Here is a 19,072-nt window from a genome sequence, read left to right as displayed (position 1 = left end):
CTAATACTTCAACCATTTAAATAGTTCTTTGTATGTTGGCTTTTTACCATACATTAAAATTCCAACACGATAAATTTTGGCAGCAAACCAAACTGCAAACATAAATGTACCAATAAGAAGTAACAAAGACAAACCTTGTTGCCAAAGTGGTACTCCAAAAGGAATACGCATTAACATGACTACAGGAGATGTTAAAGGTATGAATGAAAATACCGTTGAGACTGTACCATGAGGATCTTCAATAACCGTAAACACACCAACATAGACCGCTAAAATCAAAGGCATTAAGATTGGCAACATAAACTGCTGAGTATCAGTTTCATTATCTACAGCAGCACCAATGGCAGCATAAAGCGAGCTATACAATAAATAGCCTCCTATAAAAAAGAATATAAAGGCAATTACTAGATTTAAAATTGGCAAGTTGCTAATTCCGTTTATGAGATTCTCGGCTATGGCTTGCGCACCATCAGCTTGCATAGCTTGATTCATTAATTCTTGTTGCGGAGCAGATGCTTGTGCTAAATCTATTCCGAAAATTGTTGAAACCACAATCATTAGCACACCTCCCAAAATTACCCAAATTGCAAACTGAGTTACACCAGCCAATGATGTGCCTATTATTTTACCCATCATTAATTGAATTGGTTTTACCGAAGAAATAATTACCTCAATAATTCTACTGGTTTTTTCTTCAATAACGCTACGCATTATCATATTACCGTAAATGATAATAAACATAAATAACAAGTAGCCTGCAACACCACCAAAGGCAAGCTTTATTATATTATCTAATTTAGAACTCTTCTGCCCATCAAAGCTTTCTTGTTCAATATCAACATTTGTTTTTGCAGCTTCAATTTGTGCCGGGCTTACACCATCTTTTTGAAGCTTCATATCGCGTAAATGTTTTTCTATCTTACCTTCAATATTAGAAATTACGGTTAATGAAGGGGTTTCTTCAGAGTAAAACTTAATATGCTTAGAAACCTCACTTAAAGAATCTACTTTTGTTACATGCAGCAAGCCATAATTATTAGTTTCCTTTACCAATTTCATGGCATCCTCTAAGCTAAAATCTTCCAGATTATTATAGGTTGTATTTTCTGTATTCTGAAATACATCTTTTAAAAAACCTGATTCATCCAATACGGTAATAGTTCGTTTTTTATCGTTGTTTAACTGTGACAAATAAGCCACAACAGCAATAAGCGCAATCATAATTAGCGGACTCAAAAACGTCATTATAATAAAAGACTTGTTTTTTACCTTAGTGAGGTATTCGCGTTTTATAATGAGTGGTAAATGATTCATTTTTAGTTGTTTTTTACAGTTTGAATAAAAATATCATTCGCTGTTGGTATCACTTCTACAAAGTGATGTACTTCTGCTCTAGAGGCTAAAAACGACAATAAATCGTTAGATGAAGTTGACTCGTTAATTTTTACATTAAGCTTTATATCATCATTCAAATTCTTAAAGCTTGCAGGCAAAACTTCAAACTTATTTTTTATTTCAGCTATAACAGCATCACTATTGCTAGATTGCAAACCAACTTCGAATGTGTTGGTTTTGTATTGACGCTTTATGTCATTGAGCTTACCGTCTAGAATTTTATTCGATTTATGAATCAATGCAATATGATCGCAAAGTTCTTCAACCGATTCCATACGGTGCGTTGAAAAAATAACAGTCGCTCCCTCGTCTCTTAATTGTAAGATTTCGTCTTTTATTAAATTAGCATTAATAGGATCAAATCCTGAAAACGGTTCGTCAAAAATTAAAAGTTTAGGTTTATGCAATACTGTAACTACAAACTGTATTTTTTGAGCTTGTCCTTTACTTAATTCTTGTATTTTCTTGTTCCACCAATCTCCAATCTCTAGCTTATCGAACCAATATTTTAATCGGCTTTTGGCTTCTGCCTTAGACATACCTTTAAGCTGTGCTAAGTATAAGGCTTGCTCACCAACCTTCATAGATTTATACAAACCTCGCTCTTCTGGCAAATAACCAATATCCTTTATATGCTCTGGCTTTAAAGGATGACCATCTAACTGAACCGTGCCTTGATCTGGCATGGTTATTTGATTGATAATACGGATTAAAGTGGTTTTTCCGGCACCATTAGGTCCGAGTAAACCAAAAATACTGCCTTTAGGAACAGCGATTGAGACTTCATTTAGTGCCTTGAAATTTCCGAAGCTTTTAGATACGGAATCAGCAACTAGCAGATCGTTCATAGGAGTAGTAGTTTTTTTACAACGGTTAGTGTGTAAATATATTAAATGTTAAAGATTTAAAGCCACTTAGCTTTCTCTAATTTTTAACAAAAAGAGACTGTGCGTCTAAAAAAACAAAACCCACCCTTATGGTTAGATAAGGATGGGAAAAAATTGCTATGAAAAAGAAAAATTACCGCTAATTAGCATTAGCGATAATTCAAAGATAGTATTTTTTATTTAACATTTAGGATTTTACGAAAACATATCTTTAACCTTTTCAAAAAAAGATTTATCAGAGCTTTCTGGTTTAGGCTCAAAATGTTCGTCATCTCTCATGTTTTCAAAAAATTCCTTCTGCTTTTTATTCAAAGTCTTTGGAGTCCAAACGTTTACATGTACCAATAAATCACCTTTACCGTATCCATTAATACTTGGTATTCCTTTTCCTCTAAGTCTTAAGATTTTTCCAGATTGTACACCTGCATCAATCTTAATTCTCACTTTACCTGTAACTGTATCTATCTCTTTAGAAGTCCCCAAAACAGCATCTGGTAAACTCACATACATGTCGTAATGCAGATTATCACCTTCACGCTTTAATGTTGGATGTTCTTCTTCAGAAATCACAACCAAAAGATCACCTGCAATTCCATTTCCTGGAGCATCGTTACCTTTTCCGGTAACTTTAAGCTGCATACCATCTACAACACCTGCTGGTATTTTTACAGAAACTGTTTCTTCTGAAACTTTTAGACCTTGAGCATCTGCATCAGAAGGTTTCTTATCTATAATCTGTCCAGCACCACCACAAGTTTGACAAGTCGCAGCAGTTTGCATTCTACCCAAAATAGTATTGGTAACTCTTGTTACCTGACCTGCTCCATTACACGTTGTACATGTTTTGTATGTTGTACCTGACGCCTGAACTTTTCGTTTTACTTTTATCTTCTTTTCTACACCATTAGCCACTTCTTCTAAGGTTAGCTTAACACGTATTCTAAGGTTACTACCTTTTACGACACGTTGTCTGCCTCCACCGCCAAAGCCGCTAAATCCGCCTCCACCAAAAGCTCCTCCAAAAATATCACCAAATTGGCTAAAGATGTCATCCATATTCATGCCACCTCCACCAAAGCCACCTCCACCTTCAAAGGCTTGGTGACCAAATTGGTCGTATCGTGCTTTTTTATCCGGACTACTTAAAACCTCGTAAGCTTCTGCTGCTTTCTTAAATTTCTCCTCAGCGTCTTTATCATCAGGATTTTTATCTGGGTGATACTTTAAAGCCATTTTACGATAGGCTTTCTTTATTTCTGAGTCTGAAGCACCTTTACTTACTCCTAGTATATCGTAATAATCTTCTTTCATATACATTGCCCACTAAAGTGGGTATCTTTTATTGTTCTCGATATATCCTAACGTTTACTGTCTGGACATTCTAACTGACGAACCGTTAATAATTTATCGTTTATGCCTGTCCAATAACCACTTTTGGGAAACGGATAACTTTATCTCCTAGTTTGTAACCACGTTCTACAACATCGATGATTTTTCCTTTTAAATCATCACTAGGTGCAGGTATCTGCGTAACTGCTTCGTGATCATCTGCATTAAAGGTATCGCCTTTGTTTACTTCAATTTTAGACAATCCTTTTTGCTCTAAGGTGTTTAATAATTTATTGTAAATTAATAACACACCTTTACGTAACTCCTCAGCTTCTTTATCTTCTTCAATATGTGTTAAGGCACGTTCAAAATCATCTAAAACAGGAAGCATTGCCAACATTACACTTTCACCAGCAGTTTTAAATAGCTCTATACGTTCTTTGTTGGTTCTCTTTTTATAATTTTCGAACTCAGCAAACAAACGCATAAATTTATCTTTCTCAGCTGCTAGTTGATCTTGTAATTGCTCTTCTGCTGTTTTTTCTTCTTTCTGATTTTGTTCTGCTGTTGCTGTTGCAGCATCCTCTACTTGTGGTTCTTCAACCTTATTTTTATCTTTTTTACTCATTAGAGTTTATTTTATATTGAATCTGTATTTTAAATCTACGATTTAGGGTTGCAAAAGTACTGCCATTATTACAAAAATGTCAAAATGTCATTAACATTTTTTTATAATACTTTAGTGCTGCATATTATTAACTTTGTGTCTTCAATAAACAAATCCAAAAAAACACTAACATGAAAACAACATTTTTAAAAATTACCGCTTTAGTAGCATTTGTAGCATTTTCTAGCTGTAAGGACAAAGCTGAGGAAGCAGAAACAAAAGCCGCTGAAGAAGCAGCTATTGCAGAAGCTACTGCTGTAACTTACAAAGCTGACTTAGACAATTCTTCTATTATGTGGAAAGGTTTTAAACCAACAGGATCGCATACAGGTACCATAAGTGTTAAAGAAGGTACTATTGCTGTAAACGATGGTACTATAGAAAGTGGAAACTTTACTATTGATATGAATACAATAGTTGTAACCGATATTCCTGTAGAAGATGAAGGTAATGCTAAATTACAAGGCCACTTATCTGGTGGTGATTTCTTTGATGTTGCAGGATTCCCAACAGCTACATTTGAAATTACTGGTATAGATACTAAAGAAGGTAAAACCGTACTTTCCGGTAACTTAACTATGAAAGACGAAACAAACAACATTAGTTTCCCTGTAAAAACGTCTATTGATGGTGACACCATGACTTTAAGAAGTGAAACATTTACTATTGACCGTTCTAAGTGGAACATAAAATATGGTTCTAAATCGTTTTTTGATGATTTAGGAGATAAGTTTATCAATGATGATATTGAGTTAACTGTAAACCTTGTAGCTAATAAGGCATAAAGCTTATCGATATGGTTTCAAAATCTTGAAATTATTCGAAGTGAGATTATAAATTCTAATAAAAAAGCACTTACGGAAACGTAAGTGTTTTTTTTTGCTTCTATAAATATCTACTTAAGGTAATAATCACTCAGAAATCTCAAAATTATAGAATAAAATGTGACTGTGTTAATAATTGCCTAACCTTTTGTCACCCTAACAAATCCTCCAGAGCTGGTCTTAAGTTAGCATAGGTAAAATTAAAGCCTTTGTTTTCTATTTTTTGTGAGCTGACGCGTTGGCTCTCAAATAAAAGAATGTGCATTTCACCAAGGGCTAATCGCATTACAAACTTTGGGATGTTTGGTAAAATTAAAGGCCGTTTTAAAACGTTAGCTGCAACTTTTGTAAGCTCTTTATTGGTTACTGCATTGGGTGCTACTCCATTGTAAATCCCTTCTAATTGGTGCTGCAATAAGAATATAAAAATGCCTGCAAGGTCTTGTACATGTATCCAACTTTGCCACTGTTTTCCATCACCAAAAGCAGCACCAGCACCATACCTTATAGGTTTTACAATTTGTGGTAAGGCACCTCCATCCTTAGCCAAAACCAAACCAATACGCACTTTTGCTACCTTTGAGCCTAAAGTTTTAAAGCCATCTACGGCTGTCTCCCACTGCTCTACAACCTTACCTAAAAATGTACCTGAAACCTGCGTGGAATCTTCCTCGTAGTAATTGGTTAAACTTGTAGGATAGACACCAATAGCACTAGCAGACACCACATGTTCTATCTCATAACCATGCTTTATTATTGTATCCTGTAATAACTGTGCTGTTTTGGTTCGGCTATTCAGAATTTCCTTTTTGTACTTATCTGTCCAACGTTTAGAAATACTAGCTCCCACCAAATTGATTATAGCAGATACACCTTTAAAACAGTTGTGGTCTATCTCGTTGGTATTAGGATTCCAATAAAAGCCTTTGTAATTGGCTTCTGTACTCAGTTTAGATTTTGAAGTGGTTAAATAATGGACCGTTATCTCTTGTGCATGACATAGTTTTACAATTTCTTGCCCAATCAATCCTGTTGCTCCTGTTATTAAAACCGTCATTACTTTTCTTTAATCTTTTGTTCAATGACAAAGATACTACATGGTATATACCCTCAATGCGACTTTAATTTGGTTTTAACGTTTACCACTGAATGCTACTAATATACATTTAGCTCTCTGCGTTCGCTGAATGATGCTAATATACATTTAGCTCTCTGCGTTCGCTGAATGATGCTAATATACATTTAGCTCTCTGCGTTCGCTGAATGCCGCTAATATACATTTAGCTCTCTGCGTTCGCTGAATGCTTCGTTGCACGAAGCATTTCACGTTTGCCAGGAGGACCAGGAAGACGTTCAACCGTAAAACCAACTGCTTGCATAGCTCGTCTCACACTGCCTTTTGCAGAATAAGTCACCAAAACACCATTATCTTTTAAGGCTTTATACATAATAGAAAAGATGTCTTCTGTCCAAAGTTCTGGTTGTACACGTGCTCCAAAGGCATCAAAATAAATGATATCAAACTTATTCTCGTCAGTGATGTCTTTGAAGAATTTTTCTTGTTTTTCTAGGGTAAAGCTTGGACTAATCTTTTGTGCTTCTTCCCAAGGAATGCTATGTATTTTATTAAACTCAGCATTATTATTTTCAGAAATTAATTCAACGTAATTTAGTTGTTTGATTTCTTCAGACTTTACAGGATAAGCTTCTACTCCAACATAATTTATGGGTTGTTGAAGTTCTTCTGCCTTTAAATAAGCGAGAAAAGCATTGAGTCCAGTACCGAAACCTATTTCGAGGATGCTTATTGAATTAGATCCTGAAACGAGTTCAGGATGACAAGATTGATAATAAAAAAGCAAACCATGTTTTATAAAGACATGGTTTGCTTCTTGTATGGCACCATGAATGGAATGGTATTGCTCATTCCAATCTTCTATCTGAATGGTTTTAGAACCATCTGATGTGGTGATTATTTTTCGCTTCAATTACTGAATTAAAAGTTTTTTAATTTTTGGAATTGGCCCTGTACATTCTGTTTTATGACAAGCCAAACAGTTGTTGATTGTAGTATTGTAGCGCTCCTTTAATTCTACATTAGACAATGTATCTACAACCGATTGCTGAGATTCAATAAATACGTTTACAAAGCTATTCCAAACTGGTGTTCTGGCATGACCATTACTCATTTCTGCAGAATGCAACTTCATAAGATCTAATGGCATAGATGCAGGAATTTCACCGTTAATTATCTGCTGTTTTATTTGCATATTATATGCATACATCCCGTTCATGAAATTAGCCATTTCAGAAGGTTTGTGCATTATTAATTCTGGCTTTTCCTTTTTTTCTTCTGTAGGCTTTGCCTCAGTTTCATTTTTGCAATTAAAACATAATAACAATAATGTTAAAAGAGCAAAAATCTTATTGTTTAAGGAGTACGCCATCTGCTAAGAACTTGTATTCGAATTTTGGCTCTGTAATCGCTGCGATTTCTTCTTCCGATTTACCAGCATCTTCTGCGTAGTGTCTTAATTCGTCTACAGAAGTTTCTTCCACAAAAGCTTTACCATTAACAACTACTTCACCCTCAGCATTAAGAGGCATAAAAAAACCATAATCTTTAAAACGTACCATAACTTCCTTATCGTTGCCCATATCTAAGGTCATCCAACATCCTTTTTTAGAACATACTTCATTAATCTTTCCTGTCATTTTAGCATTGATGGTATCACCTGCTTTTAATCCTTTGTATTGTTCCATCATATTAACAGAAGATAATGCATCAGCATCGTTAATTTCCATACCGAAAGATGCATATGCAATCTCATCTTTAACCTCTTGTGTATTGTCTTCTTTTACTTCTTTTTCATTTTTGCAAGACACTATAGCTAAGCTCATTGCTAAAATTAAAACTATTTTTTTCATTGTTGATTTGTTTAGTATTGTTTATAATAGAACTACAATATTACGAATTTTAAGACAATATTACCTTTTATTAACCACATTGATTTTGTACTTTTGCACAAATTAAAAACACCTCTTTAATGGTAGAAACTAACCCTAACGAAATCGTTGTAGTAAAGTCGGAAAATTCAAAAATAAATAATGTTGATTTCGACAATTTAATATTTGGTCGTGTTTTTACAGACCATATGTTTGTATGCGATTTTGAAGATGGCAAGTGGCAAACTCCAAAGATTATGCCTTACCAGCCAATGACTATAGAGCCTTCTGCTCGTGTTTTTCATTACGGACAAGCTGTTTTTGAAGGCATGAAGGCATACAAGGATGATGATGGTAAGATATTTTTGTTTAGACCAGAACAAAATTTTAATAGAATAAATAAGTCTGCTGCCAGACTTGCTATACCTGAATTTCCTGAAAACTATTTTTTTAAAGGTTTAGAGACCTTATTAAAAATGGAAAGTGACTGGATTAAACCTGGTCTTGGTAATTCATTGTACATACGTCCTTTTGTAATTGCTACAGAACCTGCAATATCGGCATCACCAGCAGCAAGCTATCGCTTTATGATTATATGTTCGCCTGCAAAGGCATACTATAATAAACCTGTACGTGTATTATTTGCTGAAAAATTTAGTCGCTCTGCAGATGGTGGAGTTGGGTTTGCTAAAGCAGCTGGAAATTATGCGGCTCAATTTTACCCAACTGGTTTAGCTCAGAAAAAAGGGTTTGACCAGATTATCTGGACAGATGCTTCTACCCACAAGTATTTGGAAGAAGCTGGTACCATGAATATCTTTTTTAGAATAGGAGATAAACTTATTACTGCACCCACAAGCGATAGAATCTTAGATGGAGTTACACGAAAAAGTGTTATTCAACTTGCTGAAGATTTAGGCATTGAATGTGAAGTAAGACCTGTAAGCGTTAAAGAAATAAAAGACGCAGCTGCAAACGGAAGTTTAAAGGAAATTTTTGGAGCTGGGACTGCGGCAGTTATTAGTGCAGTTTCTGCATTTGAACATGCGGATGACGTTTTTGAAATTCCTCAATTAGAGAATTCTTATGCTTCACTATTTAAAAAGACACTCACACATATTCAACATAATTTATCGGAAGATAAACACGGTTGGAGACATGAAGTTAAGTAATAAAAAAAAGCAGCCAATTGGCTGCTTTTTTTTATGATTCTAAAATCTCTTTGATATTTGGTTTGAAATAATTAGGGCCTTTAAGAACCTTACCATCTTCGCGGTAAATTGGTTCTCCATCTTCACCAAGTTTACTCATATTACTTCGCTGAATTTCTTCAAAAACCTCTTCAATTTTATATTGTAATCCATGCTCTATAATGGTACCACAAAGTATGTAGAGCATATCGCCTAAGGCATCTGCTACTTCTACTAAATCATTATCGTTTGCAGCTTCTAGATATTCTTCGTTTTCTTCGCGCATAAGCTTGTAGCGCAACATATTTTTTTCTATTCCTAAATCGGCTTTTGGAGTCTCTCTGTGTCCTATTTTAAAAGCGGTATGAAATGCTTTTACAGCATTAATTTTATCTTGCATATTATGTTAAAAACTAAGGTTGATATTTTTACGTATATAAATTAGCGAAGATCAATAATATGATGATTTTGCCCTAATTTTAATTATTTTTGCATAAAAATACACTAATGTTTACTACTGGTCAACTGATTTTTGGGATATTGTTCTTTATAGCTTTTGTTATAGCTGTAGCATACCAATATCGTAAAGATTTAAAGATTCATAAAACCCATTACAAAGGAACTATATGGATTCTTATCGCTTTTATTGGGTTTATTGGCATGATTGCCGCTGTGAAATTTCTTTTGATGTAAAGTTTATATTCCAAAAATATATACAAACAAAAAAGCAGCCCAAATAGGCTGCTTTTAAAATCTTAATACAAACGTCTATTTAATTTACCTCTGGTAAAAAACTATACGTTTTACTGTACTCTAACATTTGCTCTGGGAAACCTGCTGGCTGCGTTACTTTAATAGCTGTAATTTCACCGTTCTCATCTGTTTCAGGAACTAAAACAGGATTCACAAAACCACTATATGGTGCAGATGTAAATTGCTTGTTTCGCTCTAAGACCTCAGCATGAATATCTTGGTCTACCTTAACTCCATAACCTTCAACTAGAGCTTCAACAGCTGAGTAATCACCCTCAGATTTAATACGCTGTGTTTCTCTTAATAATTGTCCGAAAAGCTCGTGCAGCTTATCGTAATCATTAATATTGAAATATGTTTTACCATCTCTGGTTACTTTTTCAATAACATTATCTGCTTTTCCTTTTTCGAATACCCAAGCAGAAACCCACTGACGGTTTCTCATGTGTGCTTCTTCTACATCGTCACCTAAATTCAAACGGATTAACTGTGTCATTAAACCATTTCTGATGTAACCATCATAAGCTGCTTTTCCTACTTTTTGCCAATCTTCAACTAAACCTAATTCTTGTAATTTTGGATTGTATAAATAATACAAGCCTACTAAATCTGCTCTACCTTCTTCTAAAGTAGATGCATAATTTTTTAACGTTTCTTTGGTCTCACCAACTCCAGGATTTAACTGACCTGAAGCATGACCGATAACTTCGTGTAATGCGGTATGCAATTTATCTGCCAATTGTCCGTATTCTTCTTCCAATTGCAACTCTTCTTCATCATGAACGAATTCTTTCAATCTACCTGTACTACCTGCATTATTATAAGCGTTAATGATATTTCCTAATGAAACAGACTTACTACCTACTTCTTTTCTAATCCAGTTGGCATTTGGTAAATTCACACCAATTGGCGTGCTTGGAGATGCATCTCCCGCTTCACCTGCAACGGTAACAACTTTGTATGTTACACCAACTACATTCTTCTTCTTGTGTTCTTCCATTAAAGGTGAATTATCTTCAAACCATTGTGCGTTGTCTGATAATACTTTCATCTTTTTAGACATATCAAAGTCATTAATTTGCACGATAGTTTCGTAAGAACCTCTGTAGCCTAATGGATCATTATACACTTCGATAAAACTGTTAATGTAATCTACATTACCTTCAGTTGCTGCTGTCCAAGCGACGTTATAATCGTCCCAAGTTTGTAAATCACCTGTTTTATAGTACTTTATTAATAAGCCAATAGCATCACCTTGTGCTTTATTTTCAGCAACACCTTGAGCTTTTTCTAACCATTTTACAATCTCATCTATTGCAGAACCGTAAAGTCCACCAGATTTATAAACACGCTCTTTTAATTCTCCATTTTCTTTTACAAGTTGAGAGTTTAAACCGTATGATAATGGCTGCTCAGGATTTGGTGATTTTTTGTTTTTGTAAAAACCAATAACATCGTCATTAGTTACATCTGGACCGTAGAAATTAACCGCAGACAAAGCTACATTGTCAACACCTTTAGCCTGATTTACTTTTTTAGTGTCCTTATCATTAAAGATCACATCGAAAGCCTCTCCTTTTAATTCTGTATTTGTTGCTGATAACAACGTATTCAAATAGTCTTTTGAAAATTCTGGTTTTAATTTATCATTAGAATAATGGTGGTGAATACCATTACTAAACCAAACTCTTTTTAAATATACTTCAAAAGCTTTCCAATCTTCAGAAGTTTTATCACCAGCATAGTTTGTGTAAATATTTTCTAAAGCTTTACGGATTTTAAGGTTGTGTCTGTAGTTTTGATCCCACATAATATCACGACCAGCTAAACCTGCTTGTGTAAGGTAATACACTAACTTTTGCTCTTTTAGGCTCAAATTTTCCCATCCCGGAATTTGATAACGCAAAACTTTAATATCGGCAAATTGCTCAACATTAAAATCAAATTTCTCAGCTACTTTTTCTGTAACAGCCTCCTTCACAGGCTCTTTGCTTTCTTCTTTACAAGACCAAGCAAAAACCATCATAAGACAGATTACAACTATTGATTTTAGTTTCATATATAAGTTAATTTTTTTGAATTCTCACAAATGTAACACTTATAAGACAAATTACTATCTTTGGATAACTACTAAATCATGCTAAAAATGAAGGCTCTTAAATATATTCTTCTGCTGTTGTTAATTCTATTCATTGGATTATCAATTTTTATTGCAGTACAGCCAAATTCTTTTGAAGTTACCAGAACACGAAACATAAAAGCACCTCAAGAAGTGCTGTATAATAAAATTATAGATTTTGAAACTTGGAAAGATTGGTCGTCTTGGATTGAAGCCGATCCTGAAATGAAAATTACCATTCCTGAAAAACACGAAGGTGTTGGCGGTTCGTATTCTTGGGAAGACAAAGATGGTGTTGGCACAATGACGACGGTTGCTGCTAACCCTTACAACTCTATAACCCAAGAAATGCAGATTGCTGAGTTTCCTAAATCAGATGTGTCATGGAAACTGGAAGCTAAAGAAGATGGCTCTACAGATGTGACTTGGGATATTTCTGGAAAAAATTTACCATTTGCCTTTAAACTTGTCTCTACACTTATGGGAGGTATGGAAAAACTAATTGGTCCTCATTACGAACGTAGTTTAGAAAAACTAGATAGCATTACACAAGAAGACATGAAGCGTTATGAAGTAACAATAGATGGCATTACCGAATATGGTGGTGGTTATTATTTGTACAAAACGACTAATGCTAATGCTCAGAATATAAGTGTTAAAATGGGTGAAAATTTTGGTGCTATCATGATGTTTATGGGTAAAAATGGCATAAAACAATCTGGAATGCCACTAACGGTTTACAACGATATGAGTTCTTCTGACGTTATTATGAGCAACGGAATTCCCGTTAATGAGAAAATCACATTACGTGAAGGTTCTGATGTCTCTATTAATTTCATCCCTAATATCAAGGTTTTAAAAACCACCTTAAAAGGTAATTATACCAATCTTAGTAAAGCTTGGGAAGAAACTATGGCTTACTTAGTTAAAAACAATTTAGAGCAATCTGAAGAAAAGCCTTTTGAAATCTATACCACTGACCCAGGACATTATCCAAACCCTGCGGATTGGGTTACTGAAATCTACATTCCTATAAAATAGATGAAACAAATTATCCTTGTCTTTATTGGTGGTGGTTTTGGAAGCGCTTTGCGATTCTTAATCGGTAAATGGCTTAATAGCAGTGAAACCGGAATTCCGTATGGCACCTTTGCTGCTAACATTTTAGGTAGTTTATTGATTGGGATTATACTCGGACTTGCTGCCAAAAATGATAGTCTTACGCAAAACCAAACCTTGCTACTTGCAACAGGCTTTTGTGGTGGTTTTACCACGTTTTCAACCTTCGCTTATGAAAATCATGTGTTTTTAAAATCAGGCGATTTTATGACTTTCGCGATATATACTATTGCTAGTTTTATTGTTGGGTTTTTAGCCGTTTTCTTAGGAATGTATTTGGTGAAGGCTTAGTGTTTTTCAAACGCCTTTACTCCTGCTTCAACTTTTAGTGGTAAATAATTTTCTCTAGGCACAATTGGGCACGAGTACTTTTCGTTGTATGCGCAATACGGATTGTAAGCTTTATTAAAATCTATTTCTATAGTATTACCTTCTGGAATTCTGACTTCAATATATCGTCCTCCTCCATAACTTTCTTCTCCATTGGTATCATCTAAAAATGGTAAGAACAAATAGTCTTCATAACCTTCTCGTTCTATTAGATTTATGTTTTGATATATTTTTAATTCATATTCTTCTCCCTTAAGTGTAAATTTTAAAACACCATATTGCACATATTCAGGAAGACGATCTGTGGTCGTTTCCATCTTAAACTTCTTTGCCTTTGGCGTTCTGGTAAATTCTGCAGTAACTACATAAGTAGAATCAAATTTGAAGAAATCTAGCCCTTTAAATTTTTTTAAATCCTTTTTCTTTAATGGCGATTTACTGGCATCCTTAAATTCTGCATTCATCTCTTTTTGCCACTCGGTTTCGCCATTTAACGTTTGTTTATCTTGAGCACAAGCTACTGTGCATACCATTAAAAAAATTAAAAAGAAGTTCTTCATCATTAAATATTTAAAGTTCAAAAATACAACTTATCAAATTTTATTGTAGTTTTGATTCAAGTTATTAGAAAATAATATGTTAACAGTCTATAGATATACAAAACAAACCTGGACGATTTCTTCGGAAAACATTCGGACGTATTATCTATTGTAGCTATGCTTATATACTATTAAACAATATTTAAAAGTCCGACGGTACCGTCGGACTTTTTATTTTTATAACAATCAATCAAAATGAAAACACTATTCAATAATTACTTTAAAACCTTTAAGGGTTTATCTAATGAAGTTTGGTGGCTTGCACTCATCACATTTATTAATCGTGCAGGCACAATGGTCATTCCGTTTTTAACCTTGTACTTAGAGGAAGATAAAAGCTTATCCTTAGCGCAAATTAGTTGGGTAATGAGTGTCTTTGGTTTGGGTTCGGTTATTGGCACATGGATTGGAGGAAAACTAACCGACTCTATCGGCTATTATAAAGTTATGGTAAGAAGCCTTTTTAGTACAGGTATCTTATTTATTGCGTTGCAGTTTTTAGACTCCTTTGCCAGTATCTGTTTAGGTATATTTTTGGTAATGTTAGTGGCAGACACCTTCAGACCAGCAATGTTTGTAGCCATGAGTGTTTATAGTAAACCTGAAAACAAAACACGTTCAGTAACATTAATTCGCCTTGCTATAAACTTAGGATTTTCAGCAGGTCCAGCTGTTGGAGGATTAATCATTGCCACAATGGGTTATGGTGGCTTGTTTTGGGTAGATGGTATTACTTGTATATTGGCAACGCTATTGTTGGTTTTAGTTTTAAACCCTAGAAAAGCAAAACCAATAGACGAAACTAAAGTTGAAAATCCAGTATCAGTATACAGCGACAAACCGTTTTGGGTATTCTTTATTGCTATGGTAATTTTTGGCGTTGTATTCTTGCAATATTTTTCAACTATGCCATTGTACTATAAAGAAATTCATTCTTTAACAGCATTTGAAATTGGGTTGATTCTAGGCTTAAATGGCTTCTTTATATTTTTATTAGAAATGCCATTAATTCATTGGTTAGAACACCTAAAACGTTCAAAAATTGGATTAACTGTATTTGGACTATTACTAACAGCTTTGAGCTTTTTAGTCATTAACCTAACATCATGGATTGGCATCTTAGTCATTGGTATTTTATTTATGACTATTGGTGAGATGATTGCCTTTCCGTTTTCAAACGCATTTGCTATGGAACGCGCTAAAAAAGGAAAGCAAGGTGAATACCTATCTATGTATGTAATGTCTTTTTCCATTGCACATATTTTTGGACATAATATTGGTCTGAGACTAGTTGACAACTTAGGTTATGATAACACTTGGTTTATAATGCTTGGCCTTGGTTTTGTTGGAATTACTATGCTCTTATATTTAAAAAGAATGTTAATAAAAGAGCGCAGATTAAACTAAGATTACGAATTGAATTACATTTGTAAACCCTATGAATAAAACAGATTTAGACATCATAATCATTGGCGCAGGACCCATTGGAATTGCCTGCGCCTTAGAATGTAAAAAACATAACTGGAACTACGCTGTAATTGAAAAAGGTGCATTAACCAATTCGCTTTTTAATTATCCTTTGAATATGACTTTTTTTTCAACTTCTGAAAAGCTGGAAATTGATGCTATTCCGTTTATAAGCAATAATCCAAAACCAACTAGAAACGAAGCTTTAGAGTACTATCGAAGAGTGGCAACTTCAAACGAATTGCATATTAAGCTGTATGAAGAAGTGGCAACTGTTGAAAAGATTTCAAATCACTTTGAAGTCGTTACGAGCAAAAGTTGTTACAAAGCGAAAAAGGTCATTATAGCTACTGGATTCTATGACATACCAAACTTGCTGAATGTTCCTGGCGAAGATTTACCAAAAGTGTTTCATTATTACAAGGAAGCACATCCTTTTACCTTGCAAAACATTGCTGTTGTTGGTGCCAGTAATTCATCTGTAGATGCCGCTTTAGAAATATACCGCAAAGGTGGAAATGTTATAATGGTTGTACGTGGCGAAAGTATTGGAGAACGTGTAAAATACTGGGTAAGACCAGATATTCTTAATCGCATTGAAGAGGGTAGCATTAAAGCCTATTTTAATTCTGAAATCACCAAAATTGAAGAACATCAGATTACCATTAAAACACCTGATAGAGAAATCACTTTGCCAAACGATTATGTAGTTGCTTTAACAGGTTACCAACCCAATTTTAAGTTTTTGGATAGCGCTGGAATTGAATTTTCAAAGGACGAAAAGCATATTCCTGTTTATAATGATAAAACCATGGAATCAAACGTTGAAGGTTTGTATCTCGCTGGTGTGATTTGTGGCGGAATGGAAACACACAAATGGTTTATTGAAAACTCTCGCATTCACGCCAAAATGATTGCAGAACACATTTCAAAATCTATTGAATAATTTGGACTTATGAATTTAAATCAAGTGACCATACCATCTCTAGATGTTGCAAAATCTGTTGAGTTTTATAAAACACTTGGATTGCAACTTATCGTAGATGCAATGCCGAGATATATTAGGTTCTTATGTCCTGATGGTGATACCACGTTTTCAATTCATAAGGTTGAAAGTTTATCGAAAAACAATCAAACCATTCTTTATTTTGAAGTTGATAACCTTACGGAAACTGTAGATACGCTAAAACAAAAAGGTATCGTTTTCGATACAGAAATTACCAAACAATCGTGGTTATGGACAGAAATAAAATTGAAAGACCCAGACCTAAATCCAATAATCATTTACACTGCTGGTGAGAATAGAAAAAATCCGCCTTGGCGAATAAATTAAGGCTACTTCAAAGGCTTTATCTCGCTATATTTTATTACATGAGACAACACAATCTGTGTTTTAGTTTCGCCATAAGTAATTAATTGGTCAATAAATGTTTCTAGGTGTTTTTGATTTTTTAAAACCACTTCCATCACAATATTTTCGTTTCCTGTAATTCGGTAGCAGTTAACAACTTCATCGTAAGTTTTGACTTTTTCCAGAAAGGGTTTTAGCATACCCATAAAAGCTCTCAAAGTAATTAATGCCTTTAACTGATAGCCTGCTTCAAAAGGGGAAACAAAAGTGGTATAGCCCTGAATAATTTCGGCATCTTCCATCTTTTTAATACGCTCACTCACAGCCGGTGAGCTTATGCCTACACGCCTTCCAATCTCTGCATTAGACATACGTGCATCATGTTGCAGACACTTTAAAATCTTCCAATTTAGCTTATCAATATTCATTTAAATAAATTATACCATAATAACATAAATATTAAAGCTAATATACAGTTTAACTTTAATATTTAAAGTAAAATTTCGTTTTTACTGAGTAATTTCGTAACAATTGCTATTGAAATTATGAGTTACCACCTACCATCACATTTGTCGGATTTGCCTGTGTATCAAAAGGCAATGGACATTATTATGCTTTCTCGAAGCATTTCTACATATTTAAATCACGATTTATCATATTTAAATGAAGATGGTACAGAAGACAATGACATCTATTTTTCTGGTGATATTGTGCAGCAGTCTTCTAATCTCGCACCAGAAATTATTAATGTAGAACGTGAGAATTGCAGAATAAAAAAGCACAAACACTTAGAGAGCCTAGAGCGTCTTACCAGCAAACTTTATAGTAATTGCAGACGTTTAGAACGTTCTAAAAGTAACGGTAAAGATTACTTACCTCTTCTTCGTGGTGAAATAAGAACTTTTAGAAAACTAAAGCGCAGTTGGATGTTAACGCTTTAGTTACAAACCTTACAATCCTCTTTATCTTTAATCTCACCAACTAAATGCCCTTCGTCGTTCATTTGGTAGCCACAACAATCCATAAAACCTTGTGCAATTTGTTTTCTGGCGCGTTGTATTTGAGATTTAACTGTTGGTAAGGAAAGATTTAAACGCTCAGCGACTTCTTTTTGTTTTAAACCCATTATATCTGACAAGAAAATGGGCTCTCTATACTTTTTAGGCAAGTTTACAAGGATACCTCTTAAGCAATCTTTTTCTGTATGCTCAGAGTTTAAAGTAGTATCCTCAATTTCAAAACCATTCAGTTCTACTTTTATCTTTGAAGTTTTAAAATGGTCTAAAATGGTATATCTAGCCACAGAAAAAAGCCAAGGTTTTAACTTGTCGTCATCTCGTAAAGTATGAAGCTTTGTATGCACCTTAATAAACGTATCTTGCAAAATATCATCCGCAATATTAGCATCATTCATTTTACTAATTATAAAACGTTTTATATCTGCTGAATAGGTATCCCAAGCTTCTTTAGTAGTCATAATCAAAATAAACTATTCACTTTGAGTGAATTTACCGAATAAAGAATTCACTCAAAGTGACAATAAATTTAACAATTACAATTGGTACATGTGCAATTTTCGCAAGTACAATCTGTACATTTTCCATTGTTACAAGGTTCGCAGTTGCATTGGCATGTTTTATCTGTTTTCATAACTTAAAGATTTAATGTTCACCTAATAGACGATATAAGTTGAAAAAAGATGCAACTTTTCTTAAAAATATTTTTGAAGCTCTTTTCGTATTGGCATTGGTTGTACTGCCGAAACATTTGCACCACCCGTATTTCCTGTAGGAACCCAAATCAATGTAAATAAAACCGAAGCTAGGATTCTAAAAATCTGCCCTAAAGTTTCCTTAATACTTTGGTTTCTTATTGCCCAAAATAACAGCCAAAAATGGGAAGCCGTGTGCCTATACAAATGTTTTTGCCCTAAAATGTGTGCATTTTCAAAATGATAAAATGCTTCAGAAAATTGGTTTTCCTTAAGTAATTTCTTTCCGAGTTGCAATTCATTATAAAATGCATCTTTAATACTATTCTGTTTCATAACCACGCTATTTTACAAATAGACGCCTGAATTATGAAAAAGATGCAAA

The 19,072-nt window shown here is 34.2% G+C and carries 23 protein-coding genes; 9 read left to right on the top strand and 14 right to left on the bottom strand.

The window, feature by feature from the left end; translation table 11 throughout:
• The 4 genes from MST30_RS09830 to MST30_RS09815 all read right to left on the bottom strand — a co-directional run bounded on the left by MST30_RS09830 (position 1) and on the right by MST30_RS09815 (position 4,239).
• A complete protein-coding gene (locus MST30_RS09830; protein WP_243471234.1) occupies positions 1–1,314 on the bottom strand; it encodes an ABC transporter permease in 1,314 nt (437 codons plus the stop codon).
• A gap of 2 nt (positions 1,315–1,316) precedes the next feature.
• Positions 1,317–2,243, bottom strand: a complete 927-nt coding sequence (locus MST30_RS09825; protein WP_243471233.1) for an ABC transporter ATP-binding protein — start codon at positions 2,241–2,243, stop codon at positions 1,317–1,319.
• 234 nt (positions 2,244–2,477) lie between these two features.
• Positions 2,478–3,593 (bottom strand): molecular chaperone DnaJ, encoded by a 1,116-nt coding sequence (gene dnaJ, locus MST30_RS09820; protein WP_243471232.1) that lies wholly within the window; start codon positions 3,591–3,593, stop codon positions 2,478–2,480.
• Positions 3,594–3,693: 100 nt separating this feature from the next.
• Positions 3,694–4,239 carry a nucleotide exchange factor GrpE gene (locus MST30_RS09815; RefSeq protein ID WP_243471231.1) on the bottom strand — a complete coding sequence of 182 codons (546 nt, stop codon included), beginning with the start codon at positions 4,237–4,239 and terminating at the stop codon, positions 3,694–3,696.
• Between the two features lie 170 nt (positions 4,240–4,409).
• On the opposite strand from MST30_RS09815, the gene MST30_RS09810 reads away from it, so the two are divergent.
• Positions 4,410–5,063, top strand: coding sequence for a YceI family protein (locus MST30_RS09810; RefSeq protein WP_243471230.1), 654 nt, complete (start codon positions 4,410–4,412; stop codon positions 5,061–5,063).
• Between the two features lie 190 nt (positions 5,064–5,253).
• On the opposite strand, the gene MST30_RS09805 is transcribed toward MST30_RS09810, so the two are convergent.
• The 4 genes from MST30_RS09805 to MST30_RS09790 all read right to left on the bottom strand — a co-directional run bounded on the left by MST30_RS09805 (position 5,254) and on the right by MST30_RS09790 (position 8,030).
• The gene (locus MST30_RS09805) at positions 5,254–6,159 is read right to left on the bottom strand and encodes a TIGR01777 family oxidoreductase (RefSeq protein WP_243471229.1); all 906 of its coding nucleotides are present in this window, start codon (positions 6,157–6,159) and stop codon (positions 5,254–5,256) included.
• 223 nt (positions 6,160–6,382) lie between these two features.
• Positions 6,383–7,090: a tRNA (5-methylaminomethyl-2-thiouridine)(34)-methyltransferase MnmC2 gene (gene mnmD / locus MST30_RS09800; RefSeq protein ID WP_243471228.1), complete on the bottom strand. Its 708-nt coding sequence runs from the start codon at positions 7,088–7,090 to the stop codon at positions 6,383–6,385.
• A complete protein-coding gene (locus MST30_RS09795) occupies positions 7,091–7,549 on the bottom strand; it encodes a hypothetical protein (RefSeq protein WP_243471227.1) in 459 nt (152 codons plus the stop codon).
• Positions 7,527–8,030 carry a DUF4920 domain-containing protein gene (locus MST30_RS09790; RefSeq protein WP_243471226.1) on the bottom strand — a complete coding sequence of 168 codons (504 nt, stop codon included), beginning with the start codon at positions 8,028–8,030 and terminating at the stop codon, positions 7,527–7,529. Before MST30_RS09790 ends, MST30_RS09795 begins: the two co-directional genes overlap by 23 nt.
• 119 nt (positions 8,031–8,149) lie before the next feature.
• Between MST30_RS09790 and MST30_RS09785 the strand changes: the two genes are divergently transcribed.
• Entirely contained in the window at positions 8,150–9,220 is a 1,071-nt protein-coding gene (locus MST30_RS09785; protein WP_243471225.1) for a branched-chain amino acid aminotransferase, read from the top strand.
• A 31-nt stretch (positions 9,221–9,251) separates the two neighbouring features.
• Here MST30_RS09785 and MST30_RS09780 read toward each other — a convergent pair whose 3' ends face one another.
• Entirely contained in the window at positions 9,252–9,638 is a 387-nt protein-coding gene (locus tag MST30_RS09780) for a pyrophosphohydrolase domain-containing protein (protein ID WP_076620538.1), read from the bottom strand.
• A gap of 107 nt (positions 9,639–9,745) precedes the next feature.
• Here MST30_RS09780 and MST30_RS09775 point away from each other — a divergent pair, with 107 nt between their 5' ends.
• Complete coding sequence (locus tag MST30_RS09775; RefSeq protein WP_243471224.1) at positions 9,746–9,931, top strand: hypothetical protein; 186 nt, start codon at positions 9,746–9,748, stop codon at positions 9,929–9,931.
• A 79-nt stretch (positions 9,932–10,010) separates the two neighbouring features.
• On the opposite strand, the gene MST30_RS09770 is transcribed toward MST30_RS09775, so the two are convergent.
• Complete coding sequence (locus MST30_RS09770; RefSeq protein WP_243471223.1) at positions 10,011–12,050, bottom strand: dipeptidyl-peptidase 3 family protein; 2,040 nt, start codon at positions 12,048–12,050, stop codon at positions 10,011–10,013.
• Positions 12,051–12,137: 87 nt separating this feature from the next.
• Here MST30_RS09770 and MST30_RS09765 point away from each other — a divergent pair, with 87 nt between their 5' ends.
• Positions 12,138–13,151, top strand: coding sequence for an SRPBCC family protein (locus tag MST30_RS09765; protein WP_243471222.1), 1,014 nt, complete (start codon positions 12,138–12,140; stop codon positions 13,149–13,151).
• Entirely contained in the window at positions 13,152–13,520 is a 369-nt protein-coding gene (gene crcB, locus MST30_RS09760; RefSeq protein ID WP_243471221.1) for a fluoride efflux transporter CrcB, read from the top strand. It abuts the gene before it with no gap.
• Here crcB and MST30_RS09755 read toward each other — a convergent pair.
• Complete coding sequence (locus MST30_RS09755) at positions 13,517–14,119, bottom strand: DUF1684 domain-containing protein (protein ID WP_243473875.1); 603 nt, start codon at positions 14,117–14,119, stop codon at positions 13,517–13,519. The two genes, crcB and MST30_RS09755, sit on opposite strands and share 4 nt — an antisense overlap.
• A 234-nt stretch (positions 14,120–14,353) precedes the next feature.
• On the opposite strand from MST30_RS09755, the gene MST30_RS09750 reads away from it, so the two are divergent.
• Genes MST30_RS09750 through MST30_RS09740 form a run of 3 tightly spaced genes read left to right on the top strand, consistent with a single transcriptional unit; the run spans position 14,354 to position 16,958 of the window.
• On the top strand, positions 14,354–15,565 hold the full coding sequence (locus MST30_RS09750; protein ID WP_243471220.1) for an MDR family MFS transporter: 1,212 nt from the start codon (positions 14,354–14,356) through the stop codon (positions 15,563–15,565).
• Between the two features lie 31 nt (positions 15,566–15,596).
• A complete protein-coding gene (locus MST30_RS09745) occupies positions 15,597–16,571 on the top strand; it encodes a YpdA family putative bacillithiol disulfide reductase (RefSeq protein ID WP_243471219.1) in 975 nt (324 codons plus the stop codon).
• A 9-nt stretch (positions 16,572–16,580) separates the two neighbouring features.
• Complete coding sequence (locus MST30_RS09740) at positions 16,581–16,958, top strand: VOC family protein (protein ID WP_243471218.1); 378 nt, start codon at positions 16,581–16,583, stop codon at positions 16,956–16,958.
• A gap of 2 nt (positions 16,959–16,960) precedes the next feature.
• Here the strand turns inward: MST30_RS09740 and MST30_RS09735 are convergent, their stop codons facing one another.
• Complete coding sequence (locus MST30_RS09735) at positions 16,961–17,404, bottom strand: Lrp/AsnC family transcriptional regulator (RefSeq protein ID WP_243471217.1); 444 nt, start codon at positions 17,402–17,404, stop codon at positions 16,961–16,963.
• Between the two features lie 117 nt (positions 17,405–17,521).
• On the opposite strand from MST30_RS09735, the gene MST30_RS09730 reads away from it, so the two are divergent.
• Positions 17,522–17,917 (top strand): hypothetical protein, encoded by a 396-nt coding sequence (locus MST30_RS09730; RefSeq protein WP_243471216.1) that lies wholly within the window; start codon positions 17,522–17,524, stop codon positions 17,915–17,917.
• Here MST30_RS09730 and MST30_RS09725 read toward each other — a convergent pair.
• Together MST30_RS09725 and MST30_RS09720 are read right to left on the bottom strand one after the other, a co-directional pair.
• On the bottom strand, positions 17,914–18,453 hold the full coding sequence (locus MST30_RS09725) for a sigma-70 family RNA polymerase sigma factor (RefSeq protein WP_243471215.1): 540 nt from the start codon (positions 18,451–18,453) through the stop codon (positions 17,914–17,916). The genes MST30_RS09730 and MST30_RS09725 overlap by 4 nt on opposite strands.
• A gap of 234 nt (positions 18,454–18,687) precedes the next feature.
• Complete coding sequence (locus MST30_RS09720; RefSeq protein WP_243471214.1) at positions 18,688–19,023, bottom strand: DUF3703 domain-containing protein; 336 nt, start codon at positions 19,021–19,023, stop codon at positions 18,688–18,690.
• Positions 19,024–19,072 lie beyond the last annotated feature (49 nt).

It is taken from the genome of Winogradskyella sp. MH6 (genome assembly GCF_022810765.1).
Lineage (GTDB): Bacteria > Bacteroidota > Bacteroidia > Flavobacteriales > Flavobacteriaceae > Winogradskyella.
The sequence above is the reverse complement of the archived record's forward strand: the minus strand, read 5'-3'. Positions and strand labels throughout refer to the sequence as shown.